Here is a 15,442-nt window from a genome sequence, read left to right as displayed (position 1 = left end):
CCGCAGCCTGCCGCACGGCTGGCGGATAATCGCCGGATGGCTGCCGTTTTCGACAAACCTTCTCTTTATCAGCGAACCCTCCCTTTGCTCCAGGGTTTCGACGGTCTTCTGGCGTTTGCCGTATTTTTGCTGGCCTGCGCGGGCCTCCTGATCATGTATTCGTCGGGGTACGACCACGGCACCCGGTTCGTTGATCATGGCCGCAACATGCTGATCGCCGGTGCCATCATGTTTGTGGTGGCCCAGGTTCCGCCCCAACGCCTGATGGCCTTTGCCGTGCCGCTGTACATAGCAGGCGTCGCGCTGCTGGTGGCCGTCGCGGTTTTTGGCATCACCAAAAAGGGCGCACGCCGCTGGCTCAACGTGGGCGTGGTGATCCAGCCCAGCGAGATTTTGAAAATCGCCATGCCGCTGATGCTGGCCTGGTGGTTCCAGAAGCGCGAAGGCCAGCTGCGGCCGCTCGACTTCCTGGCCGCGCTGGTGCTGCTGGCCATGCCTGTCGGGTTGATCATGAAGCAGCCTGACCTGGGGACTTCGCTGCTGGTGCTGGCTGCTGGCCTGGCCGTGATTTTTTTCGCCGGCCTGAGCTGGAAGCTGATTATTCCGCCGGTGCTGCTGGGTCTGGTCTGCGTGTTCCTGGTCGTGTGGTTCGAACCGAAGATCTGCGCCGATGGCGTGCGTTGGCCCATCCTGCACGACTACCAGCAGCAGCGCATCTGTACGCTGCTGGACCCTTCGCGCGACCCGCTGGGCAAAGGCTTTCACATCATTCAGGGCATGATCGCCATCGGCTCGGGCGGCATTACCGGCAAGGGTTTTATGGCCGGTACCCAGACGCACCTGGAGTTCATTCCCGAGCGCACCACCGACTTCATTTTTGCGGCCTATTCCGAAGAGTTCGGCCTGCTGGGCAACCTGCTGTTGATCGCCGCCTTCATCTTCCTGATCCTGCGCGGGCTGGCCATTGCACTGGAAGCTTCCACCCTGTTTTCGCGCCTGCTGGCCGGCGCGCTGACCATGATTTTTTTCACCTATGCCTTTGTCAATATGGGCATGGTGAGTGGCATCTTGCCCGTGGTGGGCGTGCCTTTGCCCTTTATCAGCTATGGCGGCACCGCCATGGTGACACTGGGGCTGGCCATCGGCATGCTGATGTCAATTGCCAAGGCCAAACGGTTGGTGCAGACCTGACGCCCTGGATGACGCGGCCGTCTTTACTGTCTTTGAATACCTGAGCAGGCGAAATCCCTGGGCGGCAGGGTTGCTAACAGGTCTTTCGCGCAAGACCCCATAGCCCGAGGGCGGCCCCGCCGGTTTCACCCCTGAAGCGGGCAGACTGCCTACAATGGCCAAATGACTTCACTTCGCTCCACGCCCGCCTCCGCCGCTAACAAATCCACTGTGTCGTCCGCTGCGCGGCCGACCGTGGAGTCCACTTCGGGGCGGCTTGCAGTGGCCGAAAAGCTCTTGCTGGCGCCGTTTGGCCTGACGCCTGCACACCTGTCGCGGGCGCTGGGAGAAATCACCTCCCACGGCGCGGACGATGCCGATCTGTATTTTCAGTACACCCGCAGCGAAGGCTGGAGCCTGGAAGAGGGCATCGTGAAAACGGGCTCCTTCAGTATTGACCAGGGCGTGGGCGTGCGCGCCGTGAGCGGCGAGAAAACCGCCTTTGCCTATTCCGACGACATCTCAGAGGCGTCGCTGCTGGATGCAGCGCGCACCGTGCGCAGCATCTCGGCGGGCGGCAAGTCGGCCCGCGTCAAGACACCCGTCCGCAAGATTGCCGGCAGCCGTTCGCTCTACCAGGGCCTGGACCCAATCGCCACGCTGGGCAGCACAGCCAAGGTCAAGCTGCTCGAGAAAGTGGAAAAACTCGCCAAAGCCAAAGACCCGCGCATCGTGCAGGTCATGGCCGGCCTGGCCAGTGAATACGACGTGGTGATGGTTGCGCGCGCCGACGGCACGCTGGCCGCCGACGTGCGACCGCTGGTGCGCCTGAGCGTCACGGTGATTGCCGAGCAAAAAGGCCGCCGCGAAGTCGGTTCAGGTGGCGGCGGTGGGCGTTTCGGCTTGGCCTATTTTGACGACGCGCAGATCGCTGAATATGTGAACGACGCGGTGAAAGCCGCGCTGACCAACCTGGATGCACGCCCCGCGCCGGCCGGCGAAATGACGGTGGTGCTGGGCTCGGGCTGGCCCGGCATTTTGCTGCACGAAGCCATCGGCCACGGCCTGGAAGGCGACTTCAACCGCAAGGGTTCCAGCGCGTTTTCCGGCAAGATCGGCCAGCGCGTGGCTGCCAAGGGCGTCACGGTGCTCGACGACGGCACGATTGCCGACCGCCGCGGCTCGCTCAATGTAGATGACGAAGGCAATGCCAGCCAGCGCAATGTACTGATTGAAGACGGCATCTTGAAGGGCTACATCCAGGACTCGCTGAACGCGCGCCTGATGAAGGTCAAGCCCACGGGCAACGGCCGCCGCGAAAGCTACGCCCATGTGCCCATGCCGCGCATGACCAACACCTACATGCTGGGTGGCGACAAGCCGCCTGAAGAAATCGTGGCCAGCATCAAGAAGGGCCTCTACGCCACCAACTTCGGTGGCGGCCAGGTCGACATCACGTCGGGCAAGTTTGTGTTTTCGGCCAGCGAAGCCTTCTGGGTGGAAAACGGCAAGATTTTGTACCCCGTCAAGGGCGCGACGATTGTCGGCAACGGCCCCGACGCGCTGACCCGCATCACCATGATGGGCAACGACATGGCGCTCGACAGCGGCGTGGGCACCTGCGGCAAGGAAGGCCAAAGCGTGCCGGTCGGCGTAGGCCAGCCGACACTTCGCATTGATGGCCTGACTGTTGGCGGAACAGCCTGAAAAAGGCAAATTCCGGGCCTTTTCGGACCTGTGCTACATTCCAGATCATGAATTCGGCCAAGTTTTACTTCGGTTACTTTTGGTTCTCAAGCGCTTCCGGCGGTAGAGAGATCATGGCGTGACCCGATAAAACGCACCGATTCTCCAGAAACCGCCGGACCCCGGCGGTTTTTTTTTGCCCATTATTTTTTGTTGATGCCTCCACCCTGAATTTGCCGACCGGCCCCTCGAAAAAGATACTCGAAAGAAAAGGACACCGCGATGAATGCCAAGCCCACCTCCGCCAGTGACAACTGGTATGCGACCGTCGAAAAGACCAGCCAGACCGACGACGAACGCATCAAGGACATCACCGTGTTACCCCCTCCCGAGCATCTCATCCGTTTTTTCCCGATCCGCGGCACCGCCGTTGAGACGCTGATCAGCAAAACCCGCAAAAGCATCCACAATATCATCCAGGGCAAAGACGACCGCCTGCTCGTCGTCGTCGGGCCCTGCTCCATTCATGACCCGATGGCCGCGCTGGAATACGCCCACAAGCTGGCCCTGCAGCGCAAGAAGTACGAAGGCACACTGGAAATCGTGATGCGCGTGTACTTTGAAAAACCGCGTACCACCGTCGGCTGGAAGGGCCTGATCAACGACCCCTACCTTGACGAGACCTTCCGCATCGACGAAGGCCTGCGCATCGCCCGCCAGCTGCTGATCGACATCAACCGCCTCGGTTTGCCGGCTGGCAGCGAGTTCCTCGACGTGATCTCCCCGCAGTACATCGGCGACCTGATTTCCTGGGGCGCCATCGGCGCGCGCACCACCGAAAGCCAGGTGCACCGCGAGCTGGCGTCGGGCCTGTCGGCGCCTATCGGCTTCAAAAACGGCACCGACGGCAATATCCGCATCGCGACCGACGCCATTCAGGCGGCGGCGCGCGGCCACCATTTTTTGTCGGTGCACAAGAACGGACAGGTCGCCATTGTGCAGACCAACGGCAACAAGGACTGCCACGTGATCTTGCGCGGCGGCAAGGCGCCCAACTACGATGCGGCCAGCGTCGCGGCGGCCTGCAAGGAGCTCGAAGCCTCCAAACTGCCGGCCACGCTGATGGTCGACTGCAGCCACGCCAACAGCTCCAAGCAGCATGAAAAGCAGGTCGAAGTGGCGCGCGACATCGCAGGCCAGGTGGCTGGCGGCTCGCGCAGCGTGTTCGGCCTGATGGTGGAAAGCCACCTCAACCCCGGCGCGCAAAAATTCACCCCCGGCAAGGACGACTCGAAAGCGCTGGAATACGGCAAGAGCATCACCGACGCCTGCCTGGGCTGGGACGATTCGCTCAAAGTGCTGGATACGCTCTCAAGTGCTGTGAAGACCCGCCGCGAGAAGATGTAGGCGAGGGCAGGTCTGTTCTCGGGTTTCTGGCGGAGCCGCCGGTGTGTGCCTGCGTGCCGCCGCGTCTGTGAAACAATCCAACGAGATCAATTACTACGGGGAGTCCACGATGAGCACAGTCCATGAACGCATGAATTCGCCACGCACTCGTGTGCACGCTGGTCAAAGTCTGGCCCGTCTTGTGAAGGTTGCGCGCAACAGCATGGGGTTGGTTTTATTGACAGCCAGTGCAGCGGGTTTTGCGCAAACAGGCGCTGCGGTACCTGAAGCGCAATTAAAGGCGTGCCCATTTTCCAAGGGTGACTCCATCACCAAAGTAAAGGCTTTTTACGCGCTGCAGACAGAGCCCACGCGCTTTAACAGCAGTGCAGGCTTGGCCAGCGCCACGGCCTATCAATATCATTTGCCAGATCGCGGCGTGTGGATCTTTTTCGATAGCAGTCTGCAGGTCGGCAGCCTGCGATTTGAGCCCCCATTTGCCGGCACCATAGGCGGCATCGCCCCGGGTGCGATGCTTGAGGAACTCAAGCGCGTCAAAGGCGAACCTGCTCGTCCGGCGTTTCAGGGCTTTCTGGATGCTGAAGATATGGCCCGGCGCAAAGACCTGCCCAAACAGCGGGTGGCGGAGTTGCCAGAGATGGTGCCAAAGGCGAAAGTGGCCGATCTGGTAGATGAGGTGGTCAAGTTGTACACCGCCTCGCCGAAATGGACACAGGCTTACACCTACGGCTCCGCTCAAAGTGGCACGTTCAACCGGTACGACGTGGGAAGCAATAACAGGGTACAGGTGATGCTGTCGTCCAGCTGCGCGGCAATCTGAGCTTCACCGCTTCAAAAAACCTTTGGTACTCAGGTCATCTGCGAGCGCGTTGGCAAAGGAGCTGAACAGCATGTCATCGATTTTCGCGCCCACAATCGGTTGCCCGACCTTGGTGGTGAAGGTCATGGCAGGCGCTGAACTTGCAGGTGCACGCAGCATGCCCTTGATATCAAAAGTGGCGACGCAGCCAAGGCCGTTGCAGCCTACCGCCATGTCTTCGACGTCGATAAACAGCTGATAACGGCCTTCCACCGGGTTAGGCAATCGCTGTTGCGGAACGGAAATGACCTCAACGGTTTTGACCCCTGACGCCTTCATTTTTTCACTGAAGAGGGTTCTGAAGCCCCCATCAAATGTCCGGCTCAAGGCCACCAGAGAGTCTGCGGCGACCTTGCGGTCAGCGTCGGTGATCATCGGCTTATAGCCTTGGGCGCTCTTTGTCAGTTTGTAGTTTGCCGGCAGTTTGGGGCTCCAGTACACATCCAGAATCCGGATCGGTGTTTGCGCCGTCTCCATCGCTGTCGATGTAAACGACTTCACCGCGCACGCTGTCAATGCCATCGCCGCCAGCAGGCACGACAGGACTCTTGCGGTTGCGTGGAAAATAGTCATGGGTGAAGTTTCACAGGTGGTGTTAATGGGCAGGGACCCGAGTTTAAGTCCCGCTCGCGGGTTTCCGCGAATTGCCGCCGGCACTTCAGGTCGCGACCATGGGGTCACCCTATCCTTTGCCGGGAGCCCCTCATGCGCAGCGAAGTCAGTGTGACCTTCAAGGACAGCCCGCCCGTGCGGCTGGACCTCAACGAAGTGCAGCCCATGCCGCACGATGTGGCGCGTTGGTGGCTGGACGACCAGTTCACGCAGATGGGTTGCGAGCCGCTGCGGCCTACTGGCAAGTTGCTGACCGCCGACAAGGTGGTCGTGGTGGCCCAGGCGGCGGGGCCGGCGAAATTTGCCGAGGCCAAATGGGCTCAGGAATTTGCCCGGGCGTCCAGTGCGGCGCTGGGTAAACCCGTCGTGCACGTGGATGTCTCCACGCTCAGTATCAGCTTTTAGAGTTTCCTGTTTTTTCTCAAGCGATTTATGCCTCTAGCCCATACAGATCAAGCGCCATAAGCTATTAAATTGATAGCAAACGGGCTTGAGGTACCTGGCGCTTGTCGTTACGCTTCAAGCGCCTGCAGCAGCCTGGCGTGAATCCCGCCGAACCCGCCATTGCTCATGCACAGCAAATGGTCGCCCGGCCGCACCGCAGCCATCACCTGCTCCATGAGCTGCTCGATCGTGCCCGCCACTTGCGCCCGGTCGCCCATGGGTGCCAGCGCGGCGCGTGCGTCCCAGTCCAGCCCGCCGGCGTGGCAAAAGGCCAGGTCGGCCTGCTCCAGGCTCCAGGGCAGCTGGGCTGTCATGGCGCCCAGTTTCATGGTGTTGCTGCGTGGCTCGAAGACCGCCAGGATGCGTTCGGCGCCCTTGCCGGTGGCCGTGAGTTGGCGGCGCAGGCCGTCCACGGTGGTGTGGATTGCCGTCGGGTGGTGGGCAAAGTCGTCATACACCGTGATGTTGCCGCCGCGTTGCACCACCACGCCGCGCACTTCCATGCGGCGCTTGACGTTCTGGAACCCGGCCAATGCCTGGGCGGCAGCCTCGGGCGCCACACCTACATGCTCGGCCGCGGCAATGGCCGCCAGCGCATTGAGCTGGTTGTGCACACCGCTGATGTCCCAGCGGACATGGGTCACAGCCAGCCCGGCCTTGAGCACCTGAAAGTCGTGCGGCTCGCCCTGGGCGGTAAAACCGTCCTTATTGAGTGCGCCACCGCCAAAAAGCATCTGCTCACTCCAGCAGCCCTTGGCCAGCACGCGCTGCAGGCTGGCTTCAGCCGCGTTGACGACCACCCGGCCTTGGGAAGGCACGGTGCGCACCAGATGGTGAAACTGCCGCTCGATGGCCGCCAGGTCGTCAAAGATGTCGGCGTGGTCGAACTCGAGGTTGTTCAGGATGGCGGTGCGCGGGTGGTAGTGAACGAACTTGCTGCGCTTGTCAAAAAATGCCGTGTCGTACTCGTCGGCCTCAATCACAAAGGTGTTGCCGTCGCCCAGCCGGGCCGACACGCCGAAGTTGAGCGGCACGCCGCCCACCAAAAAGCCCGGTTTGAGCCCGGCGTGCTCCAGAATCCAGCCCAGCATGGCTGTGGTGGTGGTCTTGCCGTGCGTGCCAGCCACGGCCAGCACGTGGCGCGGCCCGGTGGCGTGGTGTGTCGGATGGTGCAGCACATGGCCCGACAGCCATTGCGGGCCGCTCGTGTAGGGCTTTCCGCTGTTCAAAATGGCTTCCATTAGCGGGTATTTGGGGCTGCCGTCCGCCAGGCGCGCGCGGGACACCACGTTGCCCACCACAAACACGTCGGGCTCAAAAGCCATCTGGTCGGCGCCGTAGCCTTCGATCAATTCAATGCCCAGGCCGCGCAGCTGGTCGCTCATGGGCGGGTAGACGCCGGTGTCGCAGCCCGTCACTTTGTGGCCCGCCTCCCGCGCCAGGGCGGCCAGGCCGCCCATGAAAGTGCCGCAGATTCCCAGAATATGTATGTGCATGGCCTGTATTCTAGGCAGGGCTTTTGCCGGAGCCTGCAGCGCCGGACCTGGTGTGCGGCCTAATTTTCAAGCAAAAAATGTCTGTAGCCCAATGCTAACCAGCGCAAGCAGCTCCTGATTTCATAGCAAGCCAATGTGCTGTGAGGAACGATGAACTTTCGGTTTCGACCGGAACCCAACCCAAAGGCACAATCGCTTTGCCAGTGCCGTTTTTCTGCACTTATCCTCCTGACCTTTCCCCGATCCTTGCCATTTCTTGGGTCAAAGCCAGCTGATCTTGACACCTCATACCCTCAAATCCGAAATCGCCGCTACGGCCGCCGCGCTGGTGGTGGAAGAGGGGCTGGAATACGGTCCCGCCAAGCGCCGCGCCGTCAAGCAGATGGCATTGCCCGCCCGTACCGAATTACCCGGCAATGACGAGCTGGAGGACGCTGTCCGCGAATACATCGCGCTTTTTTGCGCCGACACCCAGCCCGCCGAGCTGATGGCGCTGCGCGAACTGGCGCTGGTCTGGATGGAGCGACTCGTGCAATTCCGGCCTTATCTGGGGGGCGCCGTCTGGCACGGTACGGCCACACGGTTGTCAGATATTTATATCCAGCTGTTCTGCGATGACCCCAAATCAGCCGAGATTGCGCTGATTGAACACAATGTGGACTATGAGCCGCGCACGGTGACCGGTTTCACCGGGGATAGCGTGGAGGCGCTCAGCCTGCGAAGTGTGTGCAAACCTTTGAATGAAACCGTCGGCGTTCATTTGATGGTTTATGACCATGATGACCTGCGCGGCGCCCTGCGGCCCGATGCCAAAGGCCGAACGCCCCGCGGCGACTTGGCGGCGGTGCAAAAATTATTGATTTAACCCGGAGCTTCAGTCACGTGAAACGCAGAAACATGCTTTATGGGGCTGCCGCGGCAGTCGCCGGGTTGGCCGGTGCTTCCGTTGCCTGGTGGAAGTTTCAACCGCACCAGCTTGCACCCTCCGCGCCGGCCGATACGGGCCTGTTGGGGGCGGCGGGAAGTGCGTCAGACGCGTTCTGGCGACTGAACTTTGACACGCCGGATGGTAAAAACCTGTCGATGAGCAGTTTTCGCGGCAAGGTGTTGCTGGTGAATTTTTGGGCCACCTGGTGCCCTCCGTGCGTCGAAGAGCTTCCGCTGCTGGACTACTTCTTCCAGGAAAACAAAGACAAAAACCTGCAAGTGGTGGGATTGGCCGTTGACCAGCCCAGCGCTGTGCGAACCTGGTTGCAAACCAAGCCCCTGAATTTCCCCGTCGGCATGGCCGGCCTGGCGGGCACGGAACTGAGCAAGTCGCTCGGTAACCTGTCGGGCGGTCTTCCCTTTTCCGTGGTGTTCAGTGCAGCCGGCGAGCTGATCCATCGCAAGATGGGCAAGGTTCTGCCTGAAGAGCTCGCGCAGTGGGCTGCGCTGAAATAGGTTTTCACGGAGTACCGGAGCAAATACGCGCTAACATCCGTCAAAAAGCCCTTAACGGCGCTCTTCGAAGCGCTTTCTGGGTTTCGGTATTCGGAAATTTTCAGGCTGAATCCTGCCTGGCTTGATGTACACTCTGCGCTTTCACAGGCCAGCCCGCACGGCTGCCATCCTGGAATAATTAACTGATAAGCGCTTTAGAGCGTAAAAAGCAGAAGTAAGTCAAAAAAGAAAGAAGATCGTTACCGCCTCGCGATAGCGCTATTTCAAGACTTTCGTTCAAAGCTGCGTGCCGACTCTGTCGCCCAGCATCTACCGCTGTTGGAGAAACCATGGATTTACGAAAACTCAAGACCCTGATCGACCTTGTCTCGGAGTCCAACGTATCTGAACTCGAAATCACTGAAGCCGAAGGCAAGGTGCGTATCGTCAAATCCAGCGGTGCTCCCCTGGTCATGCAGCAGCCGGTTGCCATGGTAGCAGCTCCTGCCGCAGCTCCGGTTGCCGGCGTCCCCGCCGCAGCGGCTGCCGAAGCACCACCGGCCGGCCACGCCGTCAAGTCGCCCATGGTGGGCACTTTCTACCGCTCTGCCAGCCCCGGCGCCAAGCCTTTTGTCGAGCTGGGCAGCGTCATCAAGGAAGGCGACACCATCTGCATCATCGAGGCCATGAAAATCCTCAACGAGATCGAGGCCGACAAATCGGGCACGGTCACCAAGATCCTTTCAGAAAATGGCCAGGCTGTCGAATACGGCCAACCCCTCTTCATCATTGAGTAAGCGGGCGCTTTGCCTCCTTTTCAAACCAGGCTTACCGACGCATGTTCAAGAAAATATTGATCGCCAACAGGGGTGAGATTGCCCTGCGCATCCAGCGCGCCTGCCGCGAGCTCGGCGTGAAGGCCGTGATGGTCTATTCAGAAGCCGACCGCGAGGCCAAATACATCAAGCTGGCGGATGAGTCTGTCTGCATCGGCCCGGCGCCTTCCAAAGACAGCTACCTCAACATGCCGGCCATCATCTCGGCGGCCGAGGTGACGGACGCCGAAGCCATCCACCCCGGCTACGGTTTCCTGAGCGAAAACGCCGACTTCGCCGAACGCGTGGAAAAAAGCGGCTTCAAGTTCATCGGCCCTTCGCCCGAGTCGATCCGCATCATGGGCGACAAGGTTTCGGCCAAACAGACCATGATCAAGGCCGGTGTGCCCTGTGTGCCCGGCTCCGAAGGCGCTTTGCCCGACGATCCGGTCGTCATCAAGCGCACCGCCAAGCAGGTGGGGTACCCCGTCATCATCAAGGCGGCGGGCGGCGGTGGCGGGCGCGGCATGCGCGTGGTACACACCGAGGCGGCTTTGCTGCATGCGGTGCAGACCACCAAGGCCGAAGCCGGCGCTGCGTTTGGCAATCCCGAGGTCTATATGGAGAAGTTTCTCCAGAACCCGCGGCACATCGAAATCCAGATCCTGGCCGACCAGCACAAAAATGCGGTCTGGCTGGGTGAGCGCGACTGCTCCATGCAGCGCCGCCACCAGAAAGTCATTGAAGAAGCGCCGGCGCCCGGCATTCCGCGCAAGCTGATCGAGCGCATCGGCGAGCGTTGTGTTGCAGCCGTCAAGAAGATCGGCTACCGGGGCGCGGGCACTTTTGAGTTTCTCTACGAAAACGGCGAGTTCTACTTTATCGAGATGAACACCCGCGTGCAGGTGGAGCACCCAGTCACCGAGTGGATCACCGGCGTCGACATCGTGCGCACCCAGATCATGGTGGCGGCCGGTGAAAAACTGCCTTTTGCCCAGCGCGACATCGAGCTCAAGGGCCACTCCATCGAATGCCGCATCAACGCGGAAGACCCGTACAAGTTCATCCCCTCGCCGGGCCGCATCACGACCTGGCACACGCCGGGCGGGCCGGGCGTGCGCGTGGATTCGCACATTTACGCCAACTATTTTGTGCCGCCCAACTACGACTCGATGATCGGCAAGATCATTGTTCACGGCGACACGCGTGAGCAGGCGCTGGCTCGCATGAGCACGGCGCTGGCTGAAACCGTGGTCGAAGGCATCAACACCAATATCCCACTGCATCGTGAATTGATGGTGGACGCCAAGTTCATGGATGGCGGCACCAACATCCATTACCTGGAAGAGTGGCTGTCAAAGCGAGAGCGTTAGCCCCCCACGGTGAGGGTGGCCCCCACGGTCGCTCACTTCGTGTAGCTCCCTGCCCCCCGAGGGGGTCGCTGCGCCTGCGGTCTGGCTAAGCCAGTCCCGCGGCCCCTGCTTGAACGGATGCCTGCATACATTGGGCGTACAACTGGTGATAAACAATGTTTGAACTGATCCTGCTGGCTCCCGTCGACGAAGTCGAAACTCTGAGCGAGGCGCTGGACGCGCTCGATGCGCTCAGCGTGTCGGTGGAAGATGCCGACGCGCAGACGCCGGCTGAGCAGGCCTTGTTCGGTGAACCTGGCATGCCGCCGCCCAAGCCAGGCTGGGAGCGTTCGCGCGTTGTGTCGCTGTTTGCCACCGAAGCTCTGGCGCGCGACGCGGCCGGCGTGCTGGCGGCGCAGGATTTCTTTGCGGGCTGCAGCGTGGTTGCTGTTCAGCCAGTGCCCGAGCAGGACTGGGTGCGCCTGACGCAATCGCAGTTCACGCCGGTGGACATCACGCCTGAGTTCTGGATCGTGCCGACCTGGCATGAGCCGCCTGTCGAGGCAAAACAGGTGATTCGCCTGGACCCTGGCCTGGCCTTCGGCACGGGGACCCATCCAACAACACGCATGTGCCTGCGCTGGATTGCCAGCCAGGGCTCGGCGGGAAAAGATCTGGGCCGCGTCCTGGACTACGGCTGCGGCTCCGGCATCCTGGCCATTGGCGCAGCGAAGTTCGGCGCGCTGGACATCGACGCTGTCGATATCGACCCGGCCGCCGTGGAGTCGACGCGCGCCAATGCCGAAGCCAACCACGTGGCGCTCAATGCGGGCTTGCCCGACAAGGCGTCCGGCCGATATCAGACCGTGCTGGCCAACATCCTCGCCACGCCGCTCAAAGTGTTGGCGCCTTTGCTGTGCGCGCATGTCGAAAAGGGCGGCCACCTTGTGCTCGCCGGCATTCTGGACCGTCAGGCCGAAGAGCTGAAAGAAGCCTACGCGCCCTATTGCCAGCTCACGGTGCACGATGCGCAAGAAGGCTGGATCCTGATGACCGCCAGCTTCTAGGCTGGCCGGCCGCCGCGCATGGCGGTTTTTACCGGCCATCACGTGTGTCGCGACCCCTACAATACAGCGCTAAATGAGCCTGATTACGCGCTGCCCCGCATGTGGCACGATGTTCAAAGTCGTGACCGACCAACTCAAAGTCTCACAAGGCTGGGTGCGATGCGGGCATTGTGCCAATGTCTTCGATGCGTCCGCGCATCTGTTGCCGCGAGACATGGCATCGCTCGACCTCCCCCTGCCGACTCCGGTGGCCGACACCGAGCCGATGCCTTTGCCGGCATCCATGCCGCCCAGCCCGCCGCCACAGGTCGCGGCCGCGCCGGACCCGCAGGAGTGGGCGCCAGCCAGATCGTTTGCCGACAGGGTCCCGCTGCGGCCTTCCAGTGCGGGTTTTGCCGAAGCGCAGGACAGTGCGGCTGACTTTGACCCGGGACGATGGAAGCGCGCGCAACAGGAGCGGCAGCACGATCCGCTGGAACTGCCCGACAGCGTGTTGCCGCAAGAATCTTCAGCCCGCCGTTCTGCGGTGATGCGCCCCGCGGTCGAGGACGATTCCAGCTTTGCCTATTCGGACGTGGATTCGGACATGCCGGATTCACGCGTGGAACACGATGTTTCTTTTGTGCGCGAAGCCAAGCGCAAGGCTTTCTGGCGGAGACCGCTGACCCGATGGGCCCTGGCGCTGTCGTCTCTGGTGTTGCTGGCCGTGCTGGTATTGCAATGGGCTGTCCAGCAAAGAGATACATTGGCCGCGCTGGAGCCCCGACTCGTGCCGGGGCTTCAGGCCATTTGCGGCCAGCTGCACTGCGACATCCGCGCGCCGAGGCATATTGAGTCCGTGGTCATTGACAGCTCGACGTTCAACCGCATCGGGCCAGATGCGTATCGTCTGAGCTTCACGCTCAAAAACACGGGGGTAACGCCTCTCGAAATACCTTCCCTGGAAGTGACCCTGACCGATACCCAGGACCAGGCCGTGGTGCGCCGCATTCTGGCGCCGGCACAATTCGGCGCCAAGTCACCGACCCTTGCCGTCCGTGCAGAGCTGCCCGCCATGGTCATCATGAAAATATCCGCAGACGCGGGGCTTTCCCCAGCGTCTTCACCGTCTTCCGCGCCGGCTGCTCCCTTGCGGGTTGCGGGTTACCGTGTCCTGGTTTTTTACCCCTGATTGAAACGAGAGAACTGAATGTCTGCTGTTATTTGTGGCTCTTTGGCGTTTGACACCATCATGACCTTTGAGGGCCGTTTTTCGGAGCAGATTCTGCCCGATCAGCTGCATATCCTGAACGTGTCATTTCTGGTCCCGGCTTTGCGCCGTGAATTCGGCGGCTGTGCCGGCAACATCGCCTACAGCCTGCAGCAGCTTGGCGGCAAGCCCTTGCCTATGGCCACGGTCGGCAGCGACGGCGCCGAGTATGTGGAACGCATGAAGACCCTGGGCGTCAGTACCGAGTTTGTGCGGCAGGTGGGCGACACCTATACCGCCCAGGCGATGATCATGACCGACCGCGACAACAACCAGATCACGGCCTTCCACCCAGGCGCCATGATGCAAGCCCACATCACCCGCATTGAGGCGCGTGATGACATCAAGCTGGGCATCATTTCGCCCGACGGCCGCGATGCCATGCTGCAGCACGCCGAGCAATTCAAGGCGGCCGGCATTCCGTTTGTCTTTGATCCAGGCCAGGGTCTGCCGATGTTTGACGGCAAGGAGCTCTCGCATTTTGTCGAGTTGGCGACCTGGGTCACCGTCAATGATTACGAAGCCAAAATGCTGTGCGACCGCACGGGCCTGTCTTGCGCTGAATTGTCGCGGCGGGTGCAGGGCCTGGTGGTGACGCTGGGCGCCGAAGGCTGCGAAGTCTGGATAGGCGGTGAGAAGACCCTGGTGCCACCGGTGAAGGCCGAAGCGGTGGTCGACCCGACAGGATGTGGCGATGCTTTCCGGGGTGCCTTGCTGTTTGGCTTGGAAAAAGGATGGGCGCTTGACCGCTGCGCCGCGCTGGGTAACCGCGTGGGCGCACACAAGATCGCAACACGCGGCGGCCAGAACTACACGCTGAGTTCCAAGCAAATTAACGGCTAGCCTAAGCCGGACGGGCGCAAGCAGCTATTAAATCAATAGCGGTCCGTGTTTTGCCCGCGCGATGTTTTGGTGTCGCGCCCATGGCAGCGACTACGCAAGGGCTTTCAGCAGTTCACTCCACCTAGCCTGGCTTGCCGCTGCGGCGCTGATGCGTAACTGCTTGCGTCTTGAAGTGTCGCCGCGAGCCAGTGTGACCGCATGCTGTGGAACGCCAAGGTAGCCGGCCAGCCATTTCAACAGCGCCTGATTGGCTTTGCCATCTACTGGCGGGGCGTGCAACCGCAATCGCAGCGCCAACTGGCCCGTTTCGCCATACAGACCCGTCACCATGGTTCTGGCGGCGTTGGGTACCACGTGAATGTCCATCAGGACATCACCATTCTTTTCCCGATGCAAAAAGGGTTGCTCGGGTAATGCGGAAAGCGGATTCATGACGGGGGATGACTCAAGGCAGGGGCGCAGCAAGGGGCTGGTCATTATTCGACTCAGGCATGAAAAAAGCCCGACATCTTTCGATATCGGGCTCTAAGCAGAAATACCTTACTGCTTACGGCTTGCTGGCTGTTGGAAACGGCCAGGCAGCTTGCGGGTTCAGAGTAGTCTGAGCCGCAGGGGCAGCCGGTGCAGCAGGTGCTTTGGCAGCGGGTTTTTTCGCGGCTTTCTTCGCAGCGGGCTTTTTCGCTGCTTTCTTGGCGGCAGGCTTCTTCGCAGCGGCTTTCTTGGCCGCTGGTTTCTTCGCTACCTTCTTCGCTACCTTCTTGGCAGCCGGCTTCTTCGCGGCAGCTTTTTTCGCAGCTGGCTTTTTGGCCGCTACTTTTTTCGCTGGGGCCTTTTTAGCTGGCGATTTTTTCGCAGCTGGCTTCTTAGCCGCTACTTTTTTCGCTGGAGCTTTTTTAGCCGGCGCTTTTTTCGCTGCTGCCTTTTTCGCAGGAGCCTTCTTAGCCGCTACTTTTTTAGCAGGGGCTTTCTTTGGAGCAGCTTTTTTAGCCGCAGTTTTTTTCGCAGTTGCCATAGTTTTCT

Annotated in this window: 16 protein-coding genes; 12 read left to right on the top strand and 4 right to left on the bottom strand. The window is 60.9% G+C overall.

From position 1 onward, the window contains the following. The first annotated feature begins 36 nt into the window (after positions 1–36). The 4 genes from rodA to ABI546_RS08970 all read left to right on the top strand — a co-directional run bounded on the left by rodA (position 37) and on the right by ABI546_RS08970 (position 5,083). Positions 37–1,191 (top strand): rod shape-determining protein RodA, encoded by a 1,155-nt coding sequence (gene rodA, locus ABI546_RS08985; protein ID WP_348046212.1) that lies wholly within the window; start codon positions 37–39, stop codon positions 1,189–1,191. Between the two features lie 162 nt (positions 1,192–1,353). Beyond that, a complete protein-coding gene (gene tldD, locus ABI546_RS08980) occupies positions 1,354–2,877 on the top strand; it encodes a metalloprotease TldD (RefSeq protein WP_348046210.1) in 1,524 nt (507 codons plus the stop codon). Positions 2,878–3,138: 261 nt separating this feature from the next. Continuing rightward, the gene (locus ABI546_RS08975) at positions 3,139–4,263 is read left to right on the top strand and encodes a 3-deoxy-7-phosphoheptulonate synthase (protein WP_348046208.1); all 1,125 of its coding nucleotides are present in this window, start codon (positions 3,139–3,141) and stop codon (positions 4,261–4,263) included. A gap of 109 nt (positions 4,264–4,372) precedes the next feature. Further along, positions 4,373–5,083, top strand: a complete 711-nt coding sequence (locus ABI546_RS08970) for a hypothetical protein (RefSeq protein WP_348046206.1) — start codon at positions 4,373–4,375, stop codon at positions 5,081–5,083. A gap of 3 nt (positions 5,084–5,086) precedes the next feature. On the opposite strand, the gene ABI546_RS08965 is transcribed toward ABI546_RS08970, so the two are convergent. Continuing rightward, positions 5,087–5,695: a hypothetical protein gene (locus ABI546_RS08965; RefSeq protein WP_348046204.1), complete on the bottom strand. Its 609-nt coding sequence runs from the start codon at positions 5,693–5,695 to the stop codon at positions 5,087–5,089. A 132-nt stretch (positions 5,696–5,827) separates the two neighbouring features. Between ABI546_RS08965 and ABI546_RS08960 the strand changes: the two genes are divergently transcribed. Then, positions 5,828–6,139 carry a hypothetical protein gene (locus tag ABI546_RS08960; protein WP_348046202.1) on the top strand — a complete coding sequence of 104 codons (312 nt, stop codon included), beginning with the start codon at positions 5,828–5,830 and terminating at the stop codon, positions 6,137–6,139. A gap of 107 nt (positions 6,140–6,246) precedes the next feature. Here the strand turns inward: ABI546_RS08960 and mpl are convergent, their stop codons facing one another. Then, complete coding sequence (gene mpl / locus ABI546_RS08955; protein ID WP_348046200.1) at positions 6,247–7,674, bottom strand: UDP-N-acetylmuramate:L-alanyl-gamma-D-glutamyl-meso-diaminopimelate ligase; 1,428 nt, start codon at positions 7,672–7,674, stop codon at positions 6,247–6,249. Between the two features lie 277 nt (positions 7,675–7,951). Between mpl and ABI546_RS08950 the strand changes: the two genes are divergently transcribed. The 7 genes from ABI546_RS08950 (at position 7,952) to ABI546_RS08920 (ending at position 14,422) form a co-directional block, all read left to right on the top strand. Further along, positions 7,952–8,539: a hypothetical protein gene (locus tag ABI546_RS08950; protein WP_348046198.1), complete on the top strand. Its 588-nt coding sequence runs from the start codon at positions 7,952–7,954 to the stop codon at positions 8,537–8,539. Between the two features lie 17 nt (positions 8,540–8,556). Next, the gene (locus tag ABI546_RS08945; RefSeq protein ID WP_348046196.1) at positions 8,557–9,117 is read left to right on the top strand and encodes a TlpA disulfide reductase family protein; all 561 of its coding nucleotides are present in this window, start codon (positions 8,557–8,559) and stop codon (positions 9,115–9,117) included. 329 nt (positions 9,118–9,446) lie between these two features. Further along, positions 9,447–9,893 (top strand): acetyl-CoA carboxylase biotin carboxyl carrier protein, encoded by a 447-nt coding sequence (gene accB / locus ABI546_RS08940; protein WP_348046194.1) that lies wholly within the window; start codon positions 9,447–9,449, stop codon positions 9,891–9,893. Positions 9,894–9,934: 41 nt separating this feature from the next. Beyond that, entirely contained in the window at positions 9,935–11,284 is a 1,350-nt protein-coding gene (accC, locus tag ABI546_RS08935) for an acetyl-CoA carboxylase biotin carboxylase subunit (RefSeq protein ID WP_348046192.1), read from the top strand. 155 nt (positions 11,285–11,439) lie between these two features. Then, a complete protein-coding gene (prmA, locus tag ABI546_RS08930) occupies positions 11,440–12,330 on the top strand; it encodes a 50S ribosomal protein L11 methyltransferase (RefSeq protein WP_348046190.1) in 891 nt (296 codons plus the stop codon). Between the two features lie 73 nt (positions 12,331–12,403). Next, on the top strand, positions 12,404–13,501 hold the full coding sequence (locus ABI546_RS08925; RefSeq protein ID WP_348046188.1) for a DUF3426 domain-containing protein: 1,098 nt from the start codon (positions 12,404–12,406) through the stop codon (positions 13,499–13,501). Positions 13,502–13,519: 18 nt separating this feature from the next. Next, on the top strand, positions 13,520–14,422 hold the full coding sequence (locus ABI546_RS08920; RefSeq protein WP_348046186.1) for a carbohydrate kinase family protein: 903 nt from the start codon (positions 13,520–13,522) through the stop codon (positions 14,420–14,422). A 90-nt stretch (positions 14,423–14,512) separates the two neighbouring features. Here the strand turns inward: ABI546_RS08920 and ABI546_RS08915 are convergent, their stop codons facing one another. Further along, positions 14,513–14,854 carry a DUF167 domain-containing protein gene (locus tag ABI546_RS08915; RefSeq protein WP_348046184.1) on the bottom strand — a complete coding sequence of 114 codons (342 nt, stop codon included), beginning with the start codon at positions 14,852–14,854 and terminating at the stop codon, positions 14,513–14,515. A 115-nt stretch (positions 14,855–14,969) separates the two neighbouring features. After that, positions 14,970–15,434, bottom strand: a complete 465-nt coding sequence (locus ABI546_RS08910; RefSeq protein WP_348046182.1) for a histone H1-like DNA-binding protein — start codon at positions 15,432–15,434, stop codon at positions 14,970–14,972. Between the last annotated feature and the right edge of the window lie 8 nt (positions 15,435–15,442).

Origin of the sequence: Polaromonas sp., from assembly GCF_039932935.1 — a bacterium.
GTDB lineage: Bacteria > Pseudomonadota > Gammaproteobacteria > Burkholderiales > Burkholderiaceae_C > Polaromonas.
Note: the sequence above shows the minus strand (reverse complement) of the source record. Positions and strands in the feature narration are given on the sequence as shown.

Excerpts from the sequence above, each read along its gene's own strand:
- rodA (WP_348046212.1), top strand. The coding sequence starts at position 37 with ATGGCTGCCGTTTTCGACAAACCTTCTCTTTATCAGCGAACCCTCCCT.
- tldD (WP_348046210.1), top strand. The coding sequence starts at position 1,354 with ATGACTTCACTTCGCTCCACGCCCGCCTCCGCCGCTAACAAATCCACT.
- ABI546_RS08975 (WP_348046208.1), top strand. The coding sequence starts at position 3,139 with ATGAATGCCAAGCCCACCTCCGCCAGTGACAACTGGTATGCGACCGTC.
- ABI546_RS08970 (WP_348046206.1), top strand. The coding sequence starts at position 4,373 with ATGAGCACAGTCCATGAACGCATGAATTCGCCACGCACTCGTGTGCAC.
- ABI546_RS08965 (WP_348046204.1), bottom strand. The coding sequence starts at position 5,695 with ATGACTATTTTCCACGCAACCGCAAGAGTCCTGTCGTGCCTGCTGGCG.
- ABI546_RS08960 (WP_348046202.1), top strand. The coding sequence starts at position 5,828 with ATGCGCAGCGAAGTCAGTGTGACCTTCAAGGACAGCCCGCCCGTGCGG.
- mpl (WP_348046200.1), bottom strand. The coding sequence starts at position 7,674 with ATGCACATACATATTCTGGGAATCTGCGGCACTTTCATGGGCGGCCTG.
- accB (WP_348046194.1), top strand. The coding sequence starts at position 9,447 with ATGGATTTACGAAAACTCAAGACCCTGATCGACCTTGTCTCGGAGTCC.
- accC (WP_348046192.1), top strand. The coding sequence starts at position 9,935 with ATGTTCAAGAAAATATTGATCGCCAACAGGGGTGAGATTGCCCTGCGC.
- prmA (WP_348046190.1), top strand. The coding sequence starts at position 11,440 with ATGTTTGAACTGATCCTGCTGGCTCCCGTCGACGAAGTCGAAACTCTG.
- ABI546_RS08925 (WP_348046188.1), top strand. The coding sequence starts at position 12,404 with ATGAGCCTGATTACGCGCTGCCCCGCATGTGGCACGATGTTCAAAGTC.
- ABI546_RS08920 (WP_348046186.1), top strand. The coding sequence starts at position 13,520 with ATGTCTGCTGTTATTTGTGGCTCTTTGGCGTTTGACACCATCATGACC.
- ABI546_RS08915 (WP_348046184.1), bottom strand. The coding sequence starts at position 14,854 with ATGAATCCGCTTTCCGCATTACCCGAGCAACCCTTTTTGCATCGGGAA.
- ABI546_RS08910 (WP_348046182.1), bottom strand. The coding sequence starts at position 15,434 with ATGGCAACTGCGAAAAAAACTGCGGCTAAAAAAGCTGCTCCAAAGAAA.